The sequence below is a fragment of the Actinomadura rugatobispora genome, from assembly GCF_055379765.1.
Window position 1 is genome coordinate 5,130,439 of record NZ_AP029191.1, and the last position, 21,090, is coordinate 5,151,528.

Annotated in this window: 20 protein-coding genes; 7 read left to right on the forward strand and 13 right to left on the reverse strand. The window is 72.1% G+C overall.

Features of this window, described 5'->3' with window-relative positions; genetic code table 11:
• Window positions 1–425: 425 nt before the first annotated feature.
• Window positions 426–1,280 carry a hypothetical protein gene (locus ACZ466_RS22685; RefSeq protein ID WP_378287400.1) on the reverse strand — a complete coding sequence of 285 codons (855 nt, stop codon included), beginning with the start codon at window positions 1,278–1,280 and terminating at the stop codon, window positions 426–428.
• Window positions 1,277–3,232 (reverse strand): PEP/pyruvate-binding domain-containing protein, encoded by a 1,956-nt coding sequence (locus tag ACZ466_RS22690; RefSeq protein ID WP_464043927.1) that lies wholly within the window; start codon window positions 3,230–3,232, stop codon window positions 1,277–1,279. The genes ACZ466_RS22685 and ACZ466_RS22690 overlap by 4 nt, the downstream gene beginning before the upstream one ends.
• 174 nt (window positions 3,233–3,406) lie before the next feature.
• Here ACZ466_RS22690 and ACZ466_RS22695 point away from each other — a divergent pair, with 174 nt between their 5' ends.
• Window positions 3,407–4,186 (forward strand): enoyl-CoA hydratase/isomerase family protein, encoded by a 780-nt coding sequence (locus ACZ466_RS22695; protein ID WP_378287402.1) that lies wholly within the window; start codon window positions 3,407–3,409, stop codon window positions 4,184–4,186.
• A 20-nt stretch (window positions 4,187–4,206) separates the two neighbouring features.
• Here the strand turns inward: ACZ466_RS22695 and ACZ466_RS22700 are convergent, their stop codons facing one another.
• The 4 genes from ACZ466_RS22700 to ACZ466_RS22715 form a co-directional block, all read right to left on the reverse strand.
• A complete protein-coding gene (locus ACZ466_RS22700) occupies window positions 4,207–5,091 on the reverse strand; it encodes a hypothetical protein (RefSeq protein ID WP_378287404.1) in 885 nt (294 codons plus the stop codon).
• Window positions 5,092–5,214: 123 nt separating this feature from the next.
• Window positions 5,215–5,856: a LuxR C-terminal-related transcriptional regulator gene (locus tag ACZ466_RS22705; RefSeq protein WP_378287405.1), complete on the reverse strand. Its 642-nt coding sequence runs from the start codon at window positions 5,854–5,856 to the stop codon at window positions 5,215–5,217.
• Between the two features lie 13 nt (window positions 5,857–5,869).
• Window positions 5,870–7,180: a sensor histidine kinase gene (locus ACZ466_RS22710; protein ID WP_378287406.1), complete on the reverse strand. Its 1,311-nt coding sequence runs from the start codon at window positions 7,178–7,180 to the stop codon at window positions 5,870–5,872.
• A gap of 111 nt (window positions 7,181–7,291) precedes the next feature.
• Complete coding sequence (locus ACZ466_RS22715; protein ID WP_378287407.1) at window positions 7,292–7,984, reverse strand: polysaccharide deacetylase family protein; 693 nt, start codon at window positions 7,982–7,984, stop codon at window positions 7,292–7,294.
• Window positions 7,985–8,254: 270 nt separating this feature from the next.
• On the opposite strand from ACZ466_RS22715, the gene ACZ466_RS22720 reads away from it, so the two are divergent.
• Window positions 8,255–9,016: an ABC transporter permease gene (locus ACZ466_RS22720; protein ID WP_378287408.1), complete on the forward strand. Its 762-nt coding sequence runs from the start codon at window positions 8,255–8,257 to the stop codon at window positions 9,014–9,016.
• A gap of 6 nt (window positions 9,017–9,022) precedes the next feature.
• On the opposite strand, the gene ACZ466_RS22725 is transcribed toward ACZ466_RS22720, so the two are convergent.
• Entirely contained in the window at window positions 9,023–9,778 is a 756-nt protein-coding gene (locus ACZ466_RS22725) for an IclR family transcriptional regulator (protein WP_378287409.1), read from the reverse strand.
• 109 nt (window positions 9,779–9,887) lie between these two features.
• Here ACZ466_RS22725 and ACZ466_RS22730 point away from each other — a divergent pair, with 109 nt between their 5' ends.
• The gene (locus ACZ466_RS22730) at window positions 9,888–11,159 is read left to right on the forward strand and encodes an amino acid deaminase (protein WP_378287410.1); all 1,272 of its coding nucleotides are present in this window, start codon (window positions 9,888–9,890) and stop codon (window positions 11,157–11,159) included.
• Window positions 11,159–12,760 carry an N-acyl-D-amino-acid deacylase family protein gene (locus ACZ466_RS22735; protein WP_378287411.1) on the forward strand — a complete coding sequence of 534 codons (1,602 nt, stop codon included), beginning with the start codon at window positions 11,159–11,161 and terminating at the stop codon, window positions 12,758–12,760. The genes ACZ466_RS22730 and ACZ466_RS22735 overlap by 1 nt, the downstream gene beginning before the upstream one ends.
• A gap of 44 nt (window positions 12,761–12,804) precedes the next feature.
• Here ACZ466_RS22735 and ACZ466_RS22740 read toward each other — a convergent pair whose 3' ends face one another.
• Together ACZ466_RS22740 and ACZ466_RS22745 are read right to left on the reverse strand one after the other, a co-directional pair.
• Complete coding sequence (locus ACZ466_RS22740) at window positions 12,805–13,389, reverse strand: hypothetical protein (RefSeq protein ID WP_378287412.1); 585 nt, start codon at window positions 13,387–13,389, stop codon at window positions 12,805–12,807.
• A gap of 56 nt (window positions 13,390–13,445) precedes the next feature.
• Window positions 13,446–13,889, reverse strand: coding sequence for a YbaB/EbfC family nucleoid-associated protein (locus ACZ466_RS22745; RefSeq protein WP_378287413.1), 444 nt, complete (start codon window positions 13,887–13,889; stop codon window positions 13,446–13,448).
• A gap of 205 nt (window positions 13,890–14,094) precedes the next feature.
• Between ACZ466_RS22745 and ACZ466_RS22750 the strand changes: the two genes are divergently transcribed.
• A complete protein-coding gene (locus tag ACZ466_RS22750; RefSeq protein WP_378287415.1) occupies window positions 14,095–14,454 on the forward strand; it encodes a hypothetical protein in 360 nt (119 codons plus the stop codon).
• A 655-nt stretch (window positions 14,455–15,109) separates the two neighbouring features.
• Window positions 15,110–15,769, forward strand: a complete 660-nt coding sequence (locus ACZ466_RS22755; RefSeq protein WP_378287417.1) for a hypothetical protein — start codon at window positions 15,110–15,112, stop codon at window positions 15,767–15,769.
• Window positions 15,770–15,830: 61 nt separating this feature from the next.
• Here ACZ466_RS22755 and ACZ466_RS22760 read toward each other — a convergent pair whose 3' ends face one another.
• Window positions 15,831–16,328: a DUF5825 family protein gene (locus ACZ466_RS22760; RefSeq protein WP_378287419.1), complete on the reverse strand. Its 498-nt coding sequence runs from the start codon at window positions 16,326–16,328 to the stop codon at window positions 15,831–15,833.
• Window positions 16,325–18,277 carry a RiPP maturation radical SAM C-methyltransferase gene (locus ACZ466_RS22765; RefSeq protein WP_378287420.1) on the reverse strand — a complete coding sequence of 651 codons (1,953 nt, stop codon included), beginning with the start codon at window positions 18,275–18,277 and terminating at the stop codon, window positions 16,325–16,327. Before ACZ466_RS22765 ends, ACZ466_RS22760 begins: the two co-directional genes overlap by 4 nt.
• A gap of 99 nt (window positions 18,278–18,376) precedes the next feature.
• Between ACZ466_RS22765 and ACZ466_RS22770 the strand changes: the two genes are divergently transcribed.
• Entirely contained in the window at window positions 18,377–19,603 is a 1,227-nt protein-coding gene (locus ACZ466_RS22770; protein WP_378287421.1) for an MFS transporter, read from the forward strand.
• Window positions 19,604–19,637: 34 nt separating this feature from the next.
• On the opposite strand, the gene ACZ466_RS22775 is transcribed toward ACZ466_RS22770, so the two are convergent.
• Both ACZ466_RS22775 and ACZ466_RS22780 read right to left on the reverse strand, forming a co-directional pair.
• Entirely contained in the window at window positions 19,638–20,525 is an 888-nt protein-coding gene (locus tag ACZ466_RS22775; protein WP_378287422.1) for an SRPBCC domain-containing protein, read from the reverse strand.
• Window positions 20,518–21,075: a helix-turn-helix domain-containing protein gene (locus ACZ466_RS22780; protein WP_378287423.1), complete on the reverse strand. Its 558-nt coding sequence runs from the start codon at window positions 21,073–21,075 to the stop codon at window positions 20,518–20,520. Before ACZ466_RS22780 ends, ACZ466_RS22775 begins: the two co-directional genes overlap by 8 nt.
• Window positions 21,076–21,090: the final 15 nt, after the last annotated feature.

The following is a 21,090-nucleotide window of genomic DNA, read 5'->3' on the forward strand; positions in this document are numbered from 1 at the left end:
CGTTGTGCGGCGCCTGGAGTCGGTTTCCGCGTACGGCTCGCGCTCGGCGCGTGGCCCGTACGTGGAGGGAATGAGATGCAGCTCCGGTTCACCGTGCTGCCGTCGGCTCCCTTGGTGCGATGGTCCGGGACGCGGATCCGCGCGTACCCCCGGACACGAACGAATGGGGGAACACAATCACCGGGCGCTCAGATGGCCCGGGCGGGGAGGAAACGCCCTCACCGCCCAACCGATGTGGGGCGGCAACACACAGGCGCTATCACGACAGTACAGCACGCAACGCCCGTTCCGCATTCCCGCCGCCCGGCGATCCCTTCACGCCGGTCGTCCATAATGACGATCCCCCTCGCAGAGCCCCCGAATCCTTTCTCTGACACCCCGTATGACTCCGCATCCCTTTCCCAAGTTCCCCGCGCTTCCCTTCTTCACCCCTGGTCGTGCCGTACGGACAGCACGCTGAACCGCCCGTGATCGATGACCGCGTCCTGCAGGCACCCGCGCAGCCGCCTCAGCGCGTACTCCCCCAGAGCGGGCTGGACGACCAGGGCGTAGCGCCCCTCGGCCAGGGGGACGAGCCCGCCGCGCTCCAGGTAGGGCCGGGTGGAGCCTCGGCAGTACTCCCACAGCCGCGCCGTCAGCGGACCGGACGCCGCCACCCCGTTCGTCTCCGCCTGGAGGATCAGCGTGCTCGCGGTCGCGCGCATCGGCGGGTCGGGCCGGTCCTGGGTGTGGTCGGCCAGCTCGATGACGCCCAGCGCGGCCACCACCAGCGCCACGCCCGCCCCGAACACCCGCACCCGAAGGTCACGCCCGGCCGGGGGCGGCTCCGGCGCACCTACCAGCACCCCTCCCTCAGGCAACCGCAGCGAGCCCGGAACGACGTCGCCCCCGGCCGTGCCCCGACTGATGGAGGCCGCGACCCGTTCCACCAGGGCCGCCAGGCCCGACACCACGATCCCCACCCCCAGCAGGACCGGAATGAACACCTTGTACGAGGAGGACTCGGCCTCCAGCCACCGGAACCGCGGCACCTCCCCCTCCACGGGCTCTGTCTTCTCCACGGGCTCTGTCTTCTCCGCGGGCCGCCCTCCGGCCAGCAGCCGCTCGATCCGCCGCAACCGGTGCGCCCCGGCCACCGCGACCAGCACGATCAGGCACACCAGCAGCAACTCGCCCGCCATCAGCGACCGCTGCCACTCCCACCGGGCCAGGTACACCACCGTGTAACCCCCGGTGGCGGCCACCATCGCCCCGAGGCCCGCGTACACCAGCCGCCTCATGCCGCGGCCTCGACCGCGCCGGTGTCGCCGTCCACCACGATCTCGGTACCGGGCGGGAACCGGTCGAGGGCGCCGCGCAGCCCGACCACGGTCGGGACCCCGAGCTCCCGGGCGAGGATCGCCAGGTGCGACAGCGGGCTCCCCGTCTCGGCCACCAGCCCCGCCAGCGCCGGCAGCTCCGCCGCCAGCGAAGGGGCCAGGGTCCGTACCACCAGCACCGAACCCGCCGGGGGAGAGCCCGGGCCGGCGTGGACCGGCCCGGACCCCCGTCCGCCGCCCGCGGGACGCGCGCCGTCCCCGGGCGGCGGTGCCTCCGCCACGACCCGTCCGCCAGCCAGCCGGAACACCGCCGGCAGCGGAGCGGTACGCGGCGGAGCGGCGCCGCGTTCCAGACCGGCGGGGAGTGAGCCGCCCTCGAACGCCGCCACCAGCTCATCGAACCTCAGCACCCGCACCATCTCGGGGCGCGGCAGCGCGTCGTCCGAGGTCAGCCGCATCCCGGCCTCCCACGCCAGCCGGGCGCCGAGCTCCTGCACCCACCGAATCCGCAACCGCAACCCCTCCCGAGCCCCCAGGCCAGAGCCGGGCGTCGCCGTCCCCCATCGCGTCGGTGGCAGGCACGTAGGACCGATGGACGGTGGGGTGAGGGCCAGGACCGCCGGGTTCGCGGCGACGATCCGCGCGTCGTCCAGACCTCGGGCGCGGGCCCCGGTGAGCGCGGCCAGACCCTGGGCCGCGGCGGTCGCGGACTTCTCCGCGGTCACAAGGGAGCCAGCGAGCGCTTCGAGACCGTGCAGCGGGACCAGCGTGGCCCGCGTCCAGCGCAGGGCGGCGACCATCTCCTTGTCGGTGAGCTCCGCCAACCCCGGAACGGCCGCGAGCTCCGCGTCCACCCGCGCCGTGGTACGCGCGGCGATCTCGGGGAACCCGGCGCGCAGGCGGCCCACCTGCCAGGCCACCGCCAGTCTCCGGACGGCGGGCACGGGGTTGAGCAGCCGCAGCCACGGGCGGCCGCCGGGCGCGGCCCCCAGCCTCCGCAGGTCGGCCGCCGCGCGCCCGCCGACGGAGACGACCGTGGGACGCCTGCGGAGCGCGCGCCGCGACACCGCCCCCGCCGTGGCCAGCGCCTCGCCGAGCCCCCGATCCAGCGGCATCAGCCAGAGGTCCTCCTCCAAGGGCGACAGCGGATCGGGCAGCGTCTCCGCCACCGGTCCCGGCCCCAGCAGCGGTGCCCGCCGCGGCGGCACCGGGGCCAGCGCCGTGACCGGACGGCTCTGCAGCAGCCACAGCCGCCCGTCCCCGTCGAACGCGAACTCGACGTCCTGCGGGCCGCCGAACACCGACGCCGTCCGCGCCGCCAGCCGGGCGAGCGCGCGCAGCTGCGACCGGGTCAGCGGCCCGCCCCCGTGCTCTCCGACCACCCGCCCGCGCCTGGTCAGCGCGTAACGGGTGCCGTCGATCTCACCGCCGACCAGCGCGTGCGGACCGCCGGGCACCGCCGACACGATCACCCGGTCGGTGCGGCCGTCGACAGGGTCGGCGCCGAACATGACACCGCCCGCCACCGCGTCCAGCTGCGGCTGCACCAGCACCGCCATCGTGCCGGGCGCCGAGGCGGACGCGATGACCTCGTCGACGGCGGTCTGGAACCGCTCCCAGCCGCGCACGTCCAGCACCGACACGAACCGGCCCGCCATGGACGACACCGCCCCGTCCTCCTGCGTGGACGACGACCGGACCACCAGGGGGCGTTCGCCGCCCGCGGAGAGCCGGGCCCAGGCGTCGCGGAGGTCACCGGTGCCGTCGCCGGGACGGACGGGGATGACGAAGCCGGGCAGCACCGGCAGGTCGTGCCGGGCCGCGCGGGCCAGGTTGGCCGCCTTGGCGCCCGCGCGCGCGGCCGGGGCGTCGTCGAGCGGAATGGTCCAGAAGACGCGCGTGCTTGGTGGCACCACGAACTCCGATCCTCGGGCCGCCCCCACATCTAGAATCCGCCGCGGCGCCGCCGAAATCCTCACCCGCAGGTGGTGTCTTGCGCCTCACCCGGCGGAGGAGGCGGAGTCGTACCCAGGGCGGAGTCGGGAAAGGGCCGCCTCGTACGATTGCCGCGAACAGAGGGGGGCGGGATGGCGGAGCAGTGGCTGCACGGCGAGGTCGCCGGCGGCGTCGCGACGATCACGATCGACCGGCCGGAGAAGCGCAACGCGATGACCACGGCCATGTGGCACCGGCTCCCCGAACTCCTGGAGGTGTTCGCCGACGACCCGGCCGTGCGCGTGGTGGTGCTCACGGGGGCGGGCGGCAACTTCTGCGCCGGTGCCGACATCGGCGAGCTGGCGGAGATCCGCCGCCGCGGCGACGCGCACCCCTCGACCGTCGCCGAGGACGCCCTCGCCGCGTTCCCCAAGCCGACCGTCGCGGCGATCGAGGGTTTCTGTGTCGGCGGCGGCTGCCAGCTCGCCACCGCCTGCGACCTGCGCTTCGCCGCCGCCGACGCCCGTTTCGGCATCACCCCGGCCCGCCTCGGCATCGTCTACCCGGCCTCGGCGACGCGGCGCCTGGTACGCCAGGTCGGCGCGTCCGCGGCCAAGTACCTCCTCTACTCGGCCGACCTCGTCCCGGCCGAGCACGCCCTCCGCATCGGCCTGCTGAACGAGGTCGTCGATCCCGGCGACCTGCACCGGCGCGTCACCGAGTTCGCCGCCACCCTGGCCTCCCGCTCCCTCCTCACCCAGCGCGCCACCAAGGAGATCGTCGACACGATCGTGACCGGCGCCGACCTGGAGTCCACCACCGCCCGCTGGCTGGCCGAGGCCCACGCCCCCACCGGCGACATGACCGAAGGCGTCACCGCCTTCGAACAACGCCGCCCACCCACCTTCACCTGGACCACCCCCCACCACTAACCCGCAAGCAACCCCTCCTCTCAGGGGGATCGGGGGGTGTAGAGGCGGGTTGGGGGGAGGGCCTGAAGTTTGGCCGCCGTGGTGAGGGGGTCGGCGATGCGGGCGGCGGGTTCGGATTTCTGCAGGTCGGCCAGGGGGAGCACGCCGCAGATGAGGGAGTGGGGGGTGCGGGCTATGACGAGGGGGCCGATCTGGGCGCCGCCCATTCGTGTGTGTTCGAGGGCGCCCAGGAGAGTTTGGGCTGCCTCGGCCTTGGTGTCGGTGCCGGGGCCGGCGAGGGCGCGGAGCAGGTCGATGAAGTCGCGTTCCAGGCCGCGCGGGCTGCGGCCGGAGAGGTAGTAGCGGGTCTGCCAGGCGTCGGAGGAGCCGGGCATCCGGTACGCGGCGGGGTCGGCCAGTTCGACGCGGAGGCCGTACTGGCCGGTGAGGCGTTCGAAGGCGCGGCCGAGGTCGGTGCGGGGTGCGGTGGCGTCGGCGGCGAGCGCTCCGGCGACGGTGTCGACGGGGTCGGCGCCGAGGGAGGCGGCGACGGCCTGGTCGAGGCGGGCGATCAGGTGGCCGCGGAGTCCGGCCAGTTCGGAGCCGAGGCGTTCGATCGTCTCGCGCTGCCGGGTCAGGCGGGTGTTGACCTCGGGCACCATCCGGTCGTTGATCTGGCCGATGAGGGAGCTGATGCGGGCGTCGGTCTCGCCCAGGGACTCGGTGAGGTGGGTGTGGTCGGCGGCGGTCTGCTCGAACCGCTCGTCCTGCGCGGAGCGGAGCCGTTCGACCTCCTCGCGGGTGTCGGTGAGCCGGGCGCGAAGGTCGGCCAGTTCGGGTGTGGTGCCGGGGCGCTTGCGCTCGAACGCCAGGTACAGCTCACGGCCCGCGATCGCCAGGCACAGCAGGACCAGGATCCATGTCATGGCGGCCCCTCCAGAAGGGCTCAATCTTGCCTGGCAAGATAATTCACCATGTGAGGACCGGGATAGCCCGATATCGCGTTTCAGCAAGGTCATTGCCCACGCGCCGGTCGCGATGCGGCCGGGTCAGCGGTTGAGGTAGGCGAGGACGGCCAGGACGCGGCGGTTGTCGTCGTCGGAGACGGCGAGGTCGAGCTTGCCGAAGATGTTGGCGGTGTGCTTGGTGACGGCGCGCTCGGTGACGACGAGCTGCTGCGCGATGGCGCCGTTGGAGCGCCCCTGCGCCATCAGCTCCAGCACCTCCAGCTCGCGGGGCGTGAGGCGGCCCAGCGGCCGCTGCCGGGTGCTGGCGACCAGCCGGGAGATGACCTCGGGGTCCATGGCCGTGCCGCCCGCCGCGACGCGGCGCACCGCGTCCACGAACTGGGCGGCGTCGAAGACCCGGTCCTTGAGCAGGTAGCCGATGCCGCCGCTGCCGTCGGCCAGCAGTTCGCGCGCGTACAGCTGCTCGACGTACTGCGACAGCACCAGCACCGGCAGGCCCGGGATCCGGCGGCGGGCCTCCAGCGCCGCCTGGAGGCCCTCGTCGGTGAACGAGGGCGGCAGGCGCACATCGACCACCGCCACGTCCGGGCGGTGGTCGAGCAGTGCCTTGACCAGGGAAGGGCCGTTGTCCACGGCCGCCGCGATCTCGAAGTCGTGCGCCTCCAGGAGACTGACCAGGCCCTCCCGCAGGAGAGCCAGGTCTTCGGCCAGGACGACGCGCATCAGTGCGCGCTCCCTACGGGGAGGGGGGCGAGTCGAGCGTGCACGTGACCTCCAGGGTGACGATGGTGGGGCCGCCCGGAGGAGAGTTCAGGGCGAGCACTCCGTCGAAGCTACCGATCCGCCGTTCGATGCCGCGCAGCCCGGTGCCGCCTTCGAACGAGGCGCCGCCCTGGCCGTTGTCGGTGACGGTGGCGCGCAGCATCCCGTCGCTGTGGCGGAGGTCGATCCACACCCGTTCGGCGCCCGAGTGCTTGGCGGTGTTGGTGAGCATCTCGGAGACGGCGAAGTAGACGGCCGATTCCACCGGGGGCTCGGGGCGTCCAGACAGGTCGACGGTTACCTCTACGGGCAGCGGGTGGTCCAGTGCCAGCGCCTTGACCGCGTCGCCCACACCGCGGTCGGCGAGGACGGGCGGGTGGATGCCGCGGACGAGGTCGCGCAGTTCGGCGAGGGCCATGGCGGACGAGGCGCGGGTCTCGGCCAGCAGCAGCCTCGCCTTGTCGGGGTCCTTGTCCAGCAGGTGCTCGATGGCGCCGAGGCTCATGCCCATGGCGACAAGGCGGGCCTGCGCGCCGTCGTGCAGATCGCGTTCGATGCGGCGCAGTTCGGCGGCGGACGCGTCCACCGCGTTGTACCGGGTCTCGGTGAGGTGCTGGACGCGCAGGGCGAGGCGGGCCTTCTCCGTGGGGCCGAGCAGTGAACGGCCCCAGCGGCCGTACACGTCGAGCATCTTCGGGCCGATGAGGAAGCCGATCGCGATGAAGAGGGTGCCGAGCACCGCGGTGCCGACCACGTTGGCCGCGTTCGAGGTGTACCCGGCGTCCACGCGGATGAAGGTGTAGAACTCCGTCCAGCCTTGGCTGCCGATGGTGTGGCCGGCCCAGAAGGTGAGGTTCCAGCCCCAGAAGCCGTACAGGATCAGGCTCGCCGGGAGCGCGGCGGTGAACAGCGCGACGATCGGGTCGGCCACCATCCAGCCGAGGTCGCGCCAGGTGGCGGGGTCGGCCATGACCTGCTGGAAGCGCTGGAGCCTCGGGTGGGGGGAGTCGGCGGCGCCGGCCGGTTCCGGCAGATACGGACGCTCGATGCGGTGGCCGGTCCACTCGCCGATGAGGCGGCGGTAGACGCCGAGCCAGCGGCGCGCGGCCTCCACGGCGGGCGGGACGATCAGGACGCCCAGACCGATGCTGATCGCGGAGAACGTGCTGGCCACCAGGTAGGTGATGATGATCGTGGGGATCGAGAGCAGCCACAGCCGGAAGCCGCGCCAGGGCGCGCGGGCCCGTTCCATGAGCCAGGTCTGTCTGGTCAGTTCGTTTTCCACCGGTTCCTCCGTACCTCTGCGGCCGTACGGAGTCCAGTCTTGGGCGGATGCCCCGCGAGCACAGTGTGCCCGAAACCCGGACAGGGGTGTACTTATCTACACCACCCGGGTTCAGAGGGGGACGAAGGTCATGCCTCGCTTCTTGAGCTTCGGGACGACGTCCTTCAACGCCTTCACGGTCTGGGAGCGGTCGCCGCCCCCGTCGTGCACCAGCAGGATGTTCCCGGACGCGCAGCCCATCAGCGTCTTGCGGATCCTCGCGACGCCCGGCCGGGCCCAGTCGCGCGGATCCACCGCCCAGTCGATGGGCAGCATGCCGTGCTCCCCGACGACCTCCATGACCTGGGGCGACCAGGCGCCGCCGGGCGCGCGGAAGAACAGCGGGACGACCCCGGAGATCTGCGCGATGCGGTCGTGCGCCTCGCCGATCTCCTTGCGCAGCGTCTTGGTGGACAGGTCGTCGAACGACAGCGGGTGCGTCATCGTGTGGTTGCAGATCTGGTGCCCGGCCGCCGCGATCCGCTGGGTCAGCTTGGGGTATTCCTTGACCTGGGCGCCGATGATGAAGAACGTCGCGCGCACCTGGTGCTCCGCGAGGAGGTCGAGCACCTTGGGCGTCCACTGGGGACTGGGCCCGTCGTCGATGGTGAGCGCGATCGACTTGTCGGGCGCCGGCGGGATGAGCTCGGTCAGGTTGCGGATGGGTTCGCCTGGCTTGACCGCGGTGAGCCGTGTCGGCGTCCAGGGCGCGGGGCGCGGAGTAGGGGTGGGTGTGGGCGTCGGTGTCGGACTGGGGCGGTGCACCACCGGGCGCGTACGGGCCGCGTTCCCGGGCCGCGCGCTCAGGGGCGTGGTGGACGCGCCCGCACTGTCGGCGGCCAGGCAAGCGAAACCGGCCGCACCCATCAACCAGAGAGCCCTGCGGCGAGACGCAAGGCTCGAATCGACTACCCCCACGCCGCAAACGCTATCGGTGTCGGTGGGGCCAACGCGGAGAAACGATCACAATGAGTTCAATCGGCGCCACGGCCTCCGTTCGGTGCGTGCGGCGGCGGAACGGGGGATGACGCGGTCATGAACGCGGCACCCGCGGTCGGCCCGCTGCTGGCCGTCGTCCTCCTCGCGCTGGCGGCCGTCGCGGCGCTGCTGGTGCGGCTCGGCCGGCTCGGCCTGTCGCGCGATGTCGTGGTGGCCGCGCTGCGCGCCGCCGTCCAGCTGACCGCCGTGTCGCTGCTGATCGCGGCGGTGCTGCGCAGCGCGGGCTGGACCGCGGTGTTCGTGACGGGGATGGTGGTGGTCGCGGCGGCCACGGCGGGCCGGCGGGTGACCGGGTCGTTCCGCGGCCGCGCCTGGTGGACGCTGCTGCCGATCCTCGCCGGGGTGGCGCCCGTGCTGGCGTTGCTGCTGGCCTCGACGGTGCTGCCGCCGCGCCCGGTCGCGGTGCTGCCGATCGCGGGGATCTTCATCGGCGGGGCGATGACGGCGACCTCGCTGACCGGGCGCCGCACGCTGGACGAGTTGCGCACCCGGCGCGGCGAGTACGAGGGCGGGCTCGCCCTGGGGCTGCTCCCCCGGGACGCGGCGCTGGAGGTGTGCCGCTCGTCGGCGGCGCTGGCACTGGTGCCGGTGCTGGACCAGACCCGCACGGTGGGGCTGGTCACGCTGCCGGGGGCGTTCGTGGGCGTGCTGCTGGGCGGCGCCGACCCGGTCGAGGCGGGGGCGACGCAGTTGCTGGTGCTGATCGGGCTGCTGGCCATCGAGGCCACCGCGGTCATCGTGACGCTGGAACTGGTCGCGACGGGCCGACTGGCCGACGACGGCGCCTTCCCCAAATAGCCGCGGTCACCGGGGGGTCGGGGCTGTGTAGCCGTAGTGGTCGGAGATGGCGCGGGCGGTTGCCTGCAGGTCGGGGAGTAGGTCCATCACTTGTTCGCGTCCCAGAACGACGTCCGGTACTGAAATGGACACGGCCGCTATGGCGCGGCCTTCGGCGTCCCGGATGGGGACGGCGATGCATCGGATGAATGTCTCGTGTTCGGCGTCGTCCACGGCATACCCCTGGGCGGCCACGCGGGAGAGCTCGTCCAGCAGTGCGGCCGGGTCGGTGATGGTGTTGCCGGTGTGCGGGACGTAGTCGATGTCGGCGGCGACACGGCGGCGCCTCGGCTCGGGGAGGTCGGCCAGGAGCACCTTGGCGATGGCGGTGGCGTGCAGCGGCATCCGCAGGCCCACGCGCGAGTACATGCGGATGGCGTGCCGCGAGTCGTATTTGTCGAGGTAGACGACCTCGCCGCCCTCGTACACGCCGAGGTGCACGGTCTGGCCGGTGAGGTCGTTCAGCCCGGCGAGGTGGGGCGCGGCGACGTCGCGGACGCCGCGCTGTTCGAGCGCGGCCCCCGACAGCGAGAACAGGCGCGAGCCCAGGTGGAAGCGGTGGGCGTCGTCGCGGTAGGCGAAGCGCTCCTGTTCGAGGGTGCGCAGCAGCCGCAGCACGGTGGTCTTGTGCACGCCGAGGGTGGCCGCGAGTTCGTCCAGCGTGCGCGGCCCCTCGCCGAGCTCGGCCAGGATGCGCAACGCCCGCGCGAGGCTCTGGCTCATCGGGCTCCTGGGGCGGGAGTGGGGGCGTTGACCCGGGGTGCGACGCGATGTTACAACCGCAGAAGCGTGTGACGCAATGCACATTGCATATCACGCAACATAGGAGGTCATGATGGTCGACGCCATCGACAACGACGCGGTCGACGCACTCGGCGAGGAGATCCTCGACTGGCGCTTCAAGGCGATCCCGGCCTCGGCGCACGGCTCGACCGTGCGCGAGCAGGCCCGCGCCAGGCGACCGCTCGACGACTTCGGTACCCCGTTGCTGACCCTTGACGCGGGCGCCCTCGACCACAACGTCCGCCTGATGGCCGAGTGGACGCGCGCGGCGGGCGTGGAGCTCGCCCCGCACGGCAAGACCACCATGGCCCCGCAGCTCTGGCGCAGGCAGCTCGACGCGGGCGCATGGGGCATCACCCTGGCGAACCTCCCCCAGGTGCGTGTCGCGCGTGCCTTCGGTGTGCGCCGCGTGCTGCTGGCCAACTCGCTCTTGGACGAAGCCGGGCTCGCATGGCTGGGGGGAGAACTGGACCACGACCCGGACTTCGAGTTCCTGTCCTGGGTCGACTCAGTGCGCTCGGTCGAGTTGATGGACGAGGCGCTGCGCGCGGCGCGCGCGCAGCGGCAGGTCGATGTGTGCGTCGAACTCGGGGGTCCGCACGGCCGATCAGGGGTGCGCGACGAGGACGACGCCGTCGCCGTGGCCGAGGCCGTGCGCAAGGCGCCGACCCTGAGGTTGGCGGGGGCCGGCGGCTATGAGGGGGCCCTGTCCCACGACGCGTCCGCCGATGGGCTCGCGGCGGTGGACGCCTACCTGAGGCGACTCGCGAACCTGCACGACCGCCTCGCCTACGAAGTCGACGCGCCGGTGGTGACGGCGGGCGGCAGTTCCTTCTTCGACCAGGTCGTGGACCTACTGGGCGGCCTGGACGGGCGGCTGGTGCTGCGCTCGGGCGCCTACATCGCGCACGACGACGGCTTCTACCGGAACATCTCCCCCTTCGCCCGCCCGCACACCGAAGCGACCGCCGGACGGTTGCGGTCGGCCATTCACGGGTGGGGGCGGGTGGTGTCGCGGCCTGAGGCGGAGCTGGCGTTGCTGGACGCGGGCAAGCGCGATCTGCCGTTCGACGAAGGCATGCCCGCGCCCCAGCTCGTACGCGGCCCGCGCGGCGCCGATGCGGTCGCGGGCGCGCGCGTGACCGCCCTCAACGACCAGCACGCCTTCCTCAGGGGCGCCGACGTGGACGTGGGGGACGTCGTACGGCTCGGCCTGTCCCACCCGTGCACGACGTTCGACAAGTGGACGCTCATCCCCGTCGTCGACGACGCCGACGCCGAGCGGCCCGTCGTCGTCGACTTCGTCAGGACGTGGTTCTGATGGCCGACCTGGTGATCCGGGGCGCGACCGTGATGGACGGCACGGGCGCTCCAGGCCGCGTGGCCGATGTGGCCGTCACGGACGGCCGGATCGAGGACGTCACGGGCACGTCCACGCCCACGGGACGGCGCGTCCTGGACGCCACCGGCCTCGTCCTGACGCCCGGCTTCATCGACATGCACGCGCACTCCGATCTGGCGCTGCTCGTGGAGCCGGACCATCTCGCCAAGGTCAGCCAGGGCGTGACCTGCGAAGTGCTAGGTCAGGACGGCCTCTCCTACGCCCCCGTGGACGACACGACGCTCGACGCCACGCGCCAGGCGATAGCGGGCTGGAACGGGAATCCGGCCGGCTTCGACTGGAATTGGAGGAGCGTCGCCGAATACCTGGACCGGCTCGACGACCCGGGTATCGCGGTCAACGCGTGCTACCTCGTCCCCCAGGGGTCGGTGCGGATGCTGGCGATGGGCTGGGACGACCGCCCTCCCATACAGGCGGAGATGGATCGGCAACGTGAACTCGTGGCCACGGGCATGCGCGAGGGGGCGGTGGGGATGTCCAGTGGGCTCACCTACGTGCCGGGCATGTACGCAGCCGACGACGAGCTGACCGAGCTGTGCCGCGTCGTCGCCTCGCTCGGCGGCTTCTACGCACCGCACCACCGCTCGTACGGCGCTGGAGCGTTGCAGGCCTACGCCGACATGGTCGAGGTCTCGCGCCGCTCAGGCTGCCCCCTGCACCTCGCGCACGCCACCATGAACTTCGGCGTCAACAAGGGACGCGCCCCCGAACTGCTCGACCTCCTCGACGAGGCCATCGCCGAGGGCTGCGACATAAGCCTCGACACCTATCCCTACCTGCCCGGTGCCACGACCCTCGCCGCGCTGCTTCCGAGCTGGGCGTCCGAGGGCGGCCCCAAGGCGACCCTGCGACGGCTCGCCGATCCGTCCGATCGGGAACGGATCCGGTACGCCATGGAGGTCGAGGGCTCCGACGGCTGCCACGGCGTCCCGGTGGAATGGGCGACCGTCGAGATCGCCGGTTCGCCCGCGGACGCGTCGGCCGTGGGCCGTACCGTCGCCGAACTGGCCGAGTCGGCGGGACGCGCACCGTTCGACGTCTACTGCGAACGCCTCCTCGCCGACGATCTCGGCACCACGATCCTCCAGCACGTCGGCGACGAGGACAACGTGCGAGCGATCATGCGGCATCCCGCCCACACCGGCGGCAGCGACGGCCTGCTCGCCCCCGCCAAGCCCCACCCCCGCGCCTGGGGAACGTTCCCGCGCTATCTCGGCCACTACTCCCGCGACCTGGGCGTCCTGTCGCTGGAGGAGTGCGTCGCGCACCTCACCGGCCGTCCCGCCCGGCGCCTGCGGCTGGCCGGGCGCGGCCTGGTCCGGTCCGGCTACCGGGCCGACCTCGTCCTGTTCGATCCCGCGACCGTCCGGGACACGGCCACGTTCGACGACCCCAGGCGGCAGGCCCAGGGCATCCCGCACGTCCTGGTCGGCGGCGTGCCCGTCATCGAGGACGGCCGCCACACCGGCGCCCTCCCCGGCCGCACCCTCCGCAGGCGCCCCGACGGCACCACCTACTGAACCGACTCCGCGCCCCTGCCCCGTCCACACCCCAGCCTGCTCGTCTAGGACGGCGAGGGGCGGGGTGGTTCTTCCGCTCCACGCTCTTCGGCGGCCAGCCGCATCAGCTCGGCGGCGACCTCCTCCGCCTCGTCCCCGCCGCCCTCCCGGCCGGCGGCGATGGCCTGGGCGAGCGCCCGGAGCTCGTCCGCGGAGGTCGAGTTCCACGACTCGTTCAGCCGCAGCGGCACGGTGATCGGCCGAGTGCCCGGCCCGGTCGCCGTCAGCCGCCGGCCCCCCAGGCCGTTGGAGCCGCGGTGCAGCCTGACCGACGCCCGCGACAGGTCGCACCGGACGGGCTCGCCGACGCGCCGCGCGGTGAGCACCGTCCCGTTCAGCCAGAAGGCGCGGTGATAACGCCTGAGCACGCTGAGGACCGTCTCGGAAAGGGCGACCGCCGCCAACACCCCGAACATCACGGCGAACGGGGCGGTGCCGCGCCCGTCCCGTGCCAGAATCACCGTCTGGATCGCCAATGCCACGCCCGCGGCCAGCATGAACGCGCAGTACAGCGCGGTGAGGAACCAGGTGCCGCGATCCGGGCTCACCGACAGGCTGCGGCCCCATTCCGGGTGGTCGCGCCCCGTCATCGGCCGTTTCTCCTTCCGCGCCGGAACCCGGTCCCGAGAATTCCCTGTGTTCCGGGTCAGGGAATGTTTCGGCGGACCTCGTTCAATTCATCGTGGTTCTGCCGGAAACGGCGCTGGGCGGCCTCGGTGACGGTGCTGATCTGGTCGCTGACGTCGCCGGTGTCCGGATCGGTGGGCAGCCCGTAGGCGGCCAGCAGTTCGGTCACCATTCCCTCGGACCGGTTCACCGCGTCGTCCTGGGCGGCCTGGATCGCCTCGGTCAGCCCTTCGGCCAGCGCCGTGCTGTCCAGCCGCATCGCCCGCGGATTGATGTCGATCGACTTGAGCCGGCCGCCGGAGTCCACCGTGGCGCGCAGCAGGCCGTCCTTCGACTCGCCCTCCCCGACCATCTCCGCCATCTCGTCATTCGACTCGCCCAGCCGCTTCATCAGCTCGTCGGCCTGGTGCATCACGCGTTCGAGATCCTCGATGCGGAAGTTCGCGGGGTTGAGGTCGAACATCGCGGGCCTTTCGTGAGGGGAAAGTGGCGTACAGTCGACCAACCGAACATGAATAACGCGGTAATAAGCCAGGAATCACATGTGTTGATCTCTTGAATCGGATGGGAAAGATCGGCTGTTCCGGAGAACCGCTTGTCCTGTTGCGGGCGGCTGCGGTAGAAGGTGGGGCTGGACGAGGCCGGCTCAACGGGGAAGGGGCGTCGGCATGGCTCCGGGGCAGGAAAAGTACGTCACCTCCGAGGGAATCGAAAGTATTCGGGTGACCCTCCAGCAGGAGGCCATACCGTTTTTCCAGCAGGTCAAGAAGATGGTCGGTGAAACCGATGTCGGCTTTCCGGGGTTCGGCCTTCTCGGGATGATCGCCATCTCGCCCACGTACAACAATGTGCAGACCGAGATGGAGCGGTACATGCAGGACGCCGTCGACGTCATGGAGGCGTGGCGGACCGCCCTGGAGGACATCAAGCGGGTCTGGCGGGCGGCCGAGGACTACAGCGCGCCCAAGGTCGTGCAGGGCCCCAACGGACAGGACGTGAACATCACCGGTCCCGCGGTCTACCAATGACCGTGCGCGCGACCGTTCGTGCTCGCCCCGAGCCGACCCGTTCCGGTACGGCCGTCTCGGCCCCGCGTGGAGGTGAAGGCAGATGACGACACCCAACCAGCCCCCCGACCCTCGCCTCCCCGGGGGTCCCTGGCCCGCGCAACCGGCGCCGGGCGGTCCGCCTCCGGGTTATCCGACCGCGGGGTATCCGCCGGGGGGCGGGGGGTATCCGCCAGGGGGGCCGTACCAGCCGGGAGCGCCCTACCACGGCCCGTCGGGGCCGCCGGGCGGCCCGCCCGGTCCGCCTCCCGGGACCGGTCCTGTCGGTCCCGCCGGTCCGCCCGGACCTACCGGGCCCGCGGGCCCCACGGGTCCTCAGGGGCCGCCCGGTTACCCGGGCCAGCCGGGTCAGCCGGGCCCCACAGGGCCCACAGGCCCCACCGGTCCTCAGGGGCCCGCCGGCACTCCCGGCCAGACCGGTCCTGCCGGTCCGCCCGGTCAGACCGGTGCTCCCGGCCAGCCCGGCCAGGCGGGTCCTTCTGGCCGGCCCGGCCCTCCAGGCGCGACCGGTCCCCGGGGCCCCGCGGGTCCGCCCGGACCTCCGGGGAGTGCGGCGCCGAAGGGGCCCGCGTCCGCGGGATCGCTGGTCGACGATGTCCTGAAGAACTTCAAGAAGGTGGCGAAGAAGGAGTACCTGATCTTCGTCGGCATCGCCATGGCCACCCTGGGCATCGCCAACATCCCGGGTATCTACCAGGCCTCGTCGAACTGGAAGACCGGTATCTCGGGGCAGCTCGACAAGCCCGCCAACCAGCTCATGCGCGGCATCGCGACCAATTCGGGCACGGACTGGATCGCCGACGACCAGGAGGCGTTCGCCCGCGCCGTCGAGGAGTTCATCGGGCACGTCGAGGTCGTCCGCAAGCACGCGGAGGCCGTCGGCGGGACGGTCGAGAGCATCGCCAAGATGTACATGGACTACTGGTTGTCCATCGGCAGCCTCATCCTTTCGGTCGCCCCGATGATCTTCGCGCTGTGGGCGCTGGCCAAAGTGCCGCACCCGGCCGTGAGCATCCCCGCGCGGATCGCCAAGGCGGTGATCGGCGTGATGGTGGTCGTGTCGGTGGCCATGTTCGTCGACGCCGTGCGGGACTTCCTGAACACGGCCAACAACATCTTCTCCGCCGTCCTGGGCGCCGGCTCGACGATGCGGCTGGCCACCCTGGCGCCCACCGGCACCGCGGCCGTCAACTTCACCGACTCCAAGATCACCTGGACGCCTCCGTCGCAGTTCGTCGAGCCCAACCGCCCCACGCCCGCTCCTCACGGCCCCTGAGCCGAGGGCTGGGGGCCGCGCGGACCCCCAGCCCTCAGCCCCGTCGAGCCGCTCGCGGCGGTCAGATGGCGAAGAAGGGGACCGGCCACCTGGTCAGGCGGTAGGGGAGCGTCACGGCGAGGTCGTCCACGAGCAGGAGCAGCCGGCGGCGGACGAGGTCGCGCAGGGCCGCGGCCTGCAGGGCCCGTACGCGGGTCGGTGTGAGGCAGGTGGTGAAGGCGTCGATGAGTTCCGGGTCGTCCAGGACTGTCTGGGTCGGGCTGGAGGGATTGCGGACGTCCTTCACCTGAAGGAAGCCGGGCCCCATGCGGTAGTAGCACGAGCCGAAGTCGTGTGAACGCGCCCAGGCTTCCTTGGCATCGGTCCCATCGCCGGGGCCGTGTTCGAGTTCGGCCGGGGGCGGCAGGTGGTGCAGCAGGCTGAGGTCGATGGGGCCGGTGACCCTGCCGCGCCAGTCGACGTGCTGGCCGGTGGGCGCGAGGTCGCGGAGGAGCGCCACGGCCTGGGTGGTGGCCGCGGGGTCGCCGCCCAGGTCGAGGGGCTTGTCGATCGCGGTCATACGTGGGGCCTCCAACGGGAGGTTTCCTCCATGAGCTCCGACACCTTGTGGACGGGGGCGCCCCGGCTGGCCAAGGCCAGGTAGACCGGCCCGTCCCGGAACAGCAGGCCGCGGCGGACCTGCTCCTGGAGCCACGCCTCGACGGGGACGTCCCCACTGACACCGAAGTCCTCGGCGAGGGTCTTGATGAGCGCCTTCGCCGTACGGCCGCGTTCCAGGGCGCGGTACGCGTCGGCCTCCCACCCGGTGAGGACGTGGTCGGCCCTGGGCCAGCCCACGCGGCGGTCTTCGACGCGCAGGCCGTCCTCTGCGTCGTCATAGAGGACGAGGGTCGATTCGGGGTAGGCGTCGCGCCACCGCGCGGCCGCGTCCTGGAGCCGCTTCTCCAGGGCGCCGGATATGCCCGCGGGCGGGGTGTCGAACAGGTAGACCAGGTCGTTCAGCTCCTCCTCCGGGAGGTCGTAGACGTGGTCGTAGATGCGGTGGGGGCGGCGTTCGGCGAAGCCCAGCTCGGGCCGTTCGAAGTACGGGCTGAACCGTTCGAGGAGGATGCGGCCGACCGAGCCCGGCGGCTGGAGGTGGACGAGCGCGGGCATCTGCTCGATGACCTGGAGGTAGTCGTCGTCGGTCTCGCCCGGGAAGCCGCAGAGGTGGTTCCAGGACGTGGTGATGCCCTCGGCCTCGCAGTCGCGCAGCATCCGCACGTTGATGGTCGCGGTGGTGCCCTTGTCCATCAGCTCCAGGACCCGGGTGCTGAGGCTCTCGATGCCGGGCTGGACGCAGTGCACGCCGGCGTCGGCGAGGAGCCGCAGCTGGTCGGCGCGCAGGTTCGCCTTGACCTCGTAGTGGATCCGCAGGTCCCATCCGGACGCCGCCAGTCCCGGCAGCAGGTCGCGGAAATAGGACATGTCCATGATGTTGTCGACGGTGATGACGTCGAGAATGCGGTGCCGTTTCACCAGGTGGTCGATGTCGGCGCGGAATCGTTCGGCCGGGCGGGACCGGAAGGTGATGGACGAGCCGTTGAGCCCGCAGAAAGTGCACTGGTGTTTCTCGCCCCACCAGCACCCCCGGGAGCCTTCCAGGAGCAGTTTCGGCTCCACGAACGGGCGCACCGGCGAAGCGTCGAGGACCTGCTGCCAGCCGTCGAAATCGGGGCGCGGGACGAGCATCGGCGGAACGGGGCGGGCGGCGGCCTCATTGGCCACCGAGTCCTCGCCTTTCCACCAGCAGACGCCCGGAAGGTGCTCGGGGGAATTGCCGGCCCGGATACGGTCGAGCAGCTCGGGGAAGACCACCTCGCCCTCGCCCCGCACGACGTAGTCGACGAACGGGTGGTTGCGGTGCAGGGCGTGCCCCATCGCGCCGTCGCAGTTGCTGCCGCCGATGACGACCGCGACGCCGGGGGCCAGCTCCTTCAGCCGCCGGGCCAGCGCGAGACTCGCCACGTTCTGCATGAACGTCGAGGTCAGGCCGACGACGTCGGGCTCGCCCGCGAGGATCTCGGCGGCGGCCAGGTCGATGAACCCGGCGGCCAGCGGCCGCATCCGGCGGGCCGGGCCGAGGTCGAGCGGGCCGCCGCCGCGGGCCCGCGCGGCGTACGACTCCAGCTCCCCGGCCCGCCATTCGGGGTCGTCGTAAAGCGCGCCCGCGAAAATCCAGTCGCCGATTCCGTGGAATACGTCATCGACCGAAACCCGTTCGCAGGTGGCGGGGGTGATCTCGCCCCCGGTCTCTTCCAGGACGTGCTCCGCCCACCGCAGGTAGCCGTGATATTCACCTACCGTGTCGGCGGGGCGTACCTCGGCGAGCCGGGCCTTCAACAAGGCCAGCGGCAGGGACGGCAGTTCGAACGACTGCCAGGGCATCGACGCCAGGGTCACGCGCAGGCCGGGCGTATTGCGCCCGGGTGCGTCGCGGCCGGGCGCATTGTCGCGGGGTGTGTGCATCCGGCCAGTGTTCAGCATCTTGACAGATTCGTAAAATGGTCCTGACCGCATAAGGTCACCACCTTGAAGTGATGATCATCTTGTGATGTGGTGCGCTGCATGCTCGGGGCCCTGAGGCATCGCCATTTCGCGCTGCTGTGGGCCGGGCAGTCCCTCAGCGCGGTCGGGAACCGGATGTTCCCGGTGATCCTGGCGCTGGTCGTCCTCGACCGGCATTCCGGCGCCGCGGCGCTGGGGGTGGTCCTCGCCGTGCAGAGCGTGGCCCTGGTGGTCGGGACGCTGCTGGCCGCCGCCGTCACCGACCGTCTCCCCCGCCGCGCCATCATGCTGTGGACCGACCTGGCCCGCGCCCTCGCCGTGGCGGCGCTCGCCTTCACCCCGGACACCGCCCTGGTGGGCCTGGTCATCGTGATCGCCGTGGCGGAGGGCCTGTTCCAGCCCGCCTACGCCGCGGTCATCCCGCGCACGCTTCCGGCCGGGTGCCTCCAGGCGGGCAACTCCCTGACGTCCTTCTCCCAGTACACGGCCCTGGTCATCGGCCCGTCCCTGGCGGGCGCGGTCATAGCGACGGCCGGAACGACCGCGGCCCTGTGGGTGGACGTCGGCACCTTTGCGATGAGCCTCGCCACGCTCGCGTTCGTCAGGGAGTCCCAGGCGGAGGCCGCGACCAAGCCGCCGCCCTGGAGCCTCAGGCAAACGGCCCTGGACCTGGGCGAGGGGTTCCAAGCGGTCCGGAGGCGGCCCTGGCTGGGGGCGTCCATGGTCGCGTCCATGCTGGTCATGAGCATCACCGTCGCGCCCATGATGCTCATAGCACCTCTCGCCACGGACAGCCCGCAAGCCTATGGGGCGGCCTTCACCGCCCTGGGCGTCGGCTCGATCCTGGGGGCGCTCCTGGCGGCCAGGCTGAGAACGCGCCGTCCCGGCGCCACCGCCGTCATCGGCATCGTCCTCGTGGCGGGAGCCCCCCTCTCCCTGGCCGCGCTCCCCCTGCCGGGGGTTCTCCTCCTGTGGGGGACGGCCGGTGCGGGCATCACCATCTTCGAGGTGCTGTGGACGACCGCCGTGCAACGGGACGTCCCCGACGAGGTCCTCGGACGCGTCATGGCCCTCGACTGGCTGGGCAGCGAGTCGCTGACACCGATCGGCTACCTCCTGGCGGGCCTGGCGGTGGCGCGGTTCGGCACGGATCTCCTACTCCTCGTGGGGGCCTGCATCGCCGCGCTCGCCGCCCCGCTCCCGCTGTTCGTAAGGGGCGGCTGCACGTTCTCCAGCCCCGCCTGCGGGCCGACCGCCGGCGGTGCCACGTCCCGTCCACCCGGGTGACCGCCCCCACTGTGCCGACCCGGCACGACCCGGCTCAGGTCGGCTCGCCCTCCTCGGTGCCGGGGAGCTCAGTGATGAGCGGGGTCCACGCGTCCCCCAGCTCGTGCATACGCTTGAGCTCGGCGATACCGCCCAGCCAGCCCGCCTCATGCTGGGCGGCGCTGTCGAGCTCGTCCTCGGAGTAGCCGCTCTGCACGAACGTCAGGAACGTCCTGCCCTCGGACCCGGCCAGCTCCCAGTTGACGACCGTGCCCTCGCCGTCCCCGTAGACCAGCTGCTTCCCGGGCTCGAACGCGGAGATCTCGCCCTCGAGGCCCAGCGTCATCCGGCCGCCGACACGGGGTTCGACCTCGGCCTCCCAGCCGAACCAGCGGCGGATCCGCGCCGGATCGACCAGCGACGCGAACACCTCCTCCGGCGAGGCGCCGATGACGACCTCCGCCCTGATCTCCCGTGGCCGGGCCGGGCCGAAGTCGGCCTTGGGCGTCAGCGGCCGCCCCTCCACGTACTCGGCCAGGTTGGCGACGGCCAGGCCCCAGAACGTGTGCATCGAGTGGCGGCCGTCGCGCCGCCCCGGCGGGGCCATCAGCTCCTCGAGCGTGGGCATCTTGTCCTGCCGGAACCGCAGCGTGGTGCCGTCGGCCCCGTACGGCTCCAGCCGCAGCTCGACGGTGGTCCGCTGGTCGTCGAGCGTCCAGGCGAACACCAGCCGCCGGTCCTCCTCGGCCGCCACCAGGGTCTGCCGCCCGATCTCGCCCTGCGGGGTGTGCCGGCCCCAGAAGGCGTACTCCCGCCGCTCCGGGGCGGACGCGGCGTGCTCGGCGAGCCAGGAGCGCAGCGCGCCGGGGTCGGTCAGGGCGTGGTAGACGCGCGGCGGCGGGGCGCCCAGCCGGGCCTCGATCGACAGCTCGTCACTACTCATCCGGGTTCTCCTTCGGGTAACAGGCCACGGCCAGCCGGAAGGCGTCTCCCTCGGCGCCGCCGTGCCGGGCGAACAGGTCTTGGAGGGTGGTGCGCAGGTCGTCCAGGAACTCCCCGCGGTTCCCGGCCGGAAGGCGGATCTCCCCGGAGACGGCCAGCGTGGCCAGCTCGTCGATCGCGGGGTCGAGCGCGGCGAGGTCGGTCTGCACGTCTTCGAGGAGGTTCAGCAGGTAGCCGAGGCTGAGCTCGTCGCGGACGCGGCGCCGCCCGATCGTGCCGACCAGCCGCGGGGACAGCCAGTACGACTGCGCGCTGGCCTGGTAGACGCCCTCGTGGATGCCGCGCACCCGGCGCTCGTCGACCTGCGCCGCCAGCCCGGCGTCCACCAGCTTCTTGACGTGGTAGTAGACCCGCTGCGGCGACTGCCCGAGGGCCGTTCCCACCTCCGTGCACGAGCGTGGCCGCGCCAGCTGCCGCAGGACCTCGACCCGCTGCGGCTTGAGCAGGGCCTCCGCCTGCTCGAAGCGCTCAATGCAAAAGATCTCCTTCATGATGAAACAAGTCTT

Bases quoted from the DNA above. Each gene is read 5' to 3' on its own strand.
- ACZ466_RS22780 (WP_378287423.1), bottom strand. From the start codon at position 21,075: ATGAAGGAGATCTTTTGCATTGAGCGCTTCGAGCAGGCGGAGGCCCTG.
- ACZ466_RS22740 (WP_378287412.1), bottom strand. From the start codon at position 13,389: ATGACGGGGCGCGACCACCCGGAATGGGGCCGCAGCCTGTCGGTGAGC.
- ACZ466_RS22765 (WP_378287420.1), bottom strand. From the start codon at position 18,277: ATGCACACACCCCGCGACAATGCGCCCGGCCGCGACGCACCCGGGCGC.
- ACZ466_RS22730 (WP_378287410.1), top strand. From the start codon at position 9,888: ATGATGGTCGACGCCATCGACAACGACGCGGTCGACGCACTCGGCGAG.
- ACZ466_RS22735 (WP_378287411.1), top strand. From the start codon at position 11,159: ATGGCCGACCTGGTGATCCGGGGCGCGACCGTGATGGACGGCACGGGC.
- ACZ466_RS22750 (WP_378287415.1), top strand. From the start codon at position 14,095: ATGGCTCCGGGGCAGGAAAAGTACGTCACCTCCGAGGGAATCGAAAGT.
- ACZ466_RS22695 (WP_378287402.1), top strand. From the start codon at position 3,407: ATGGCGGAGCAGTGGCTGCACGGCGAGGTCGCCGGCGGCGTCGCGACG.
- ACZ466_RS22700 (WP_378287404.1), bottom strand. From the start codon at position 5,091: ATGACATGGATCCTGGTCCTGCTGTGCCTGGCGATCGCGGGCCGTGAG.
- ACZ466_RS22760 (WP_378287419.1), bottom strand. From the start codon at position 16,328: ATGACCGCGATCGACAAGCCCCTCGACCTGGGCGGCGACCCCGCGGCC.
- ACZ466_RS22745 (WP_378287413.1), bottom strand. From the start codon at position 13,889: ATGTTCGACCTCAACCCCGCGAACTTCCGCATCGAGGATCTCGAACGC.
- ACZ466_RS22770 (WP_378287421.1), top strand. From the start codon at position 18,377: ATGCTCGGGGCCCTGAGGCATCGCCATTTCGCGCTGCTGTGGGCCGGG.
- ACZ466_RS22775 (WP_378287422.1), bottom strand. From the start codon at position 20,525: ATGAGTAGTGACGAGCTGTCGATCGAGGCCCGGCTGGGCGCCCCGCCG.
- ACZ466_RS22705 (WP_378287405.1), bottom strand. From the start codon at position 5,856: ATGCGCGTCGTCCTGGCCGAAGACCTGGCTCTCCTGCGGGAGGGCCTG.
- ACZ466_RS22720 (WP_378287408.1), top strand. From the start codon at position 8,255: ATGAACGCGGCACCCGCGGTCGGCCCGCTGCTGGCCGTCGTCCTCCTC.
- ACZ466_RS22725 (WP_378287409.1), bottom strand. From the start codon at position 9,778: ATGAGCCAGAGCCTCGCGCGGGCGTTGCGCATCCTGGCCGAGCTCGGC.
- ACZ466_RS22685 (WP_378287400.1), bottom strand. From the start codon at position 1,280: ATGAGGCGGCTGGTGTACGCGGGCCTCGGGGCGATGGTGGCCGCCACC.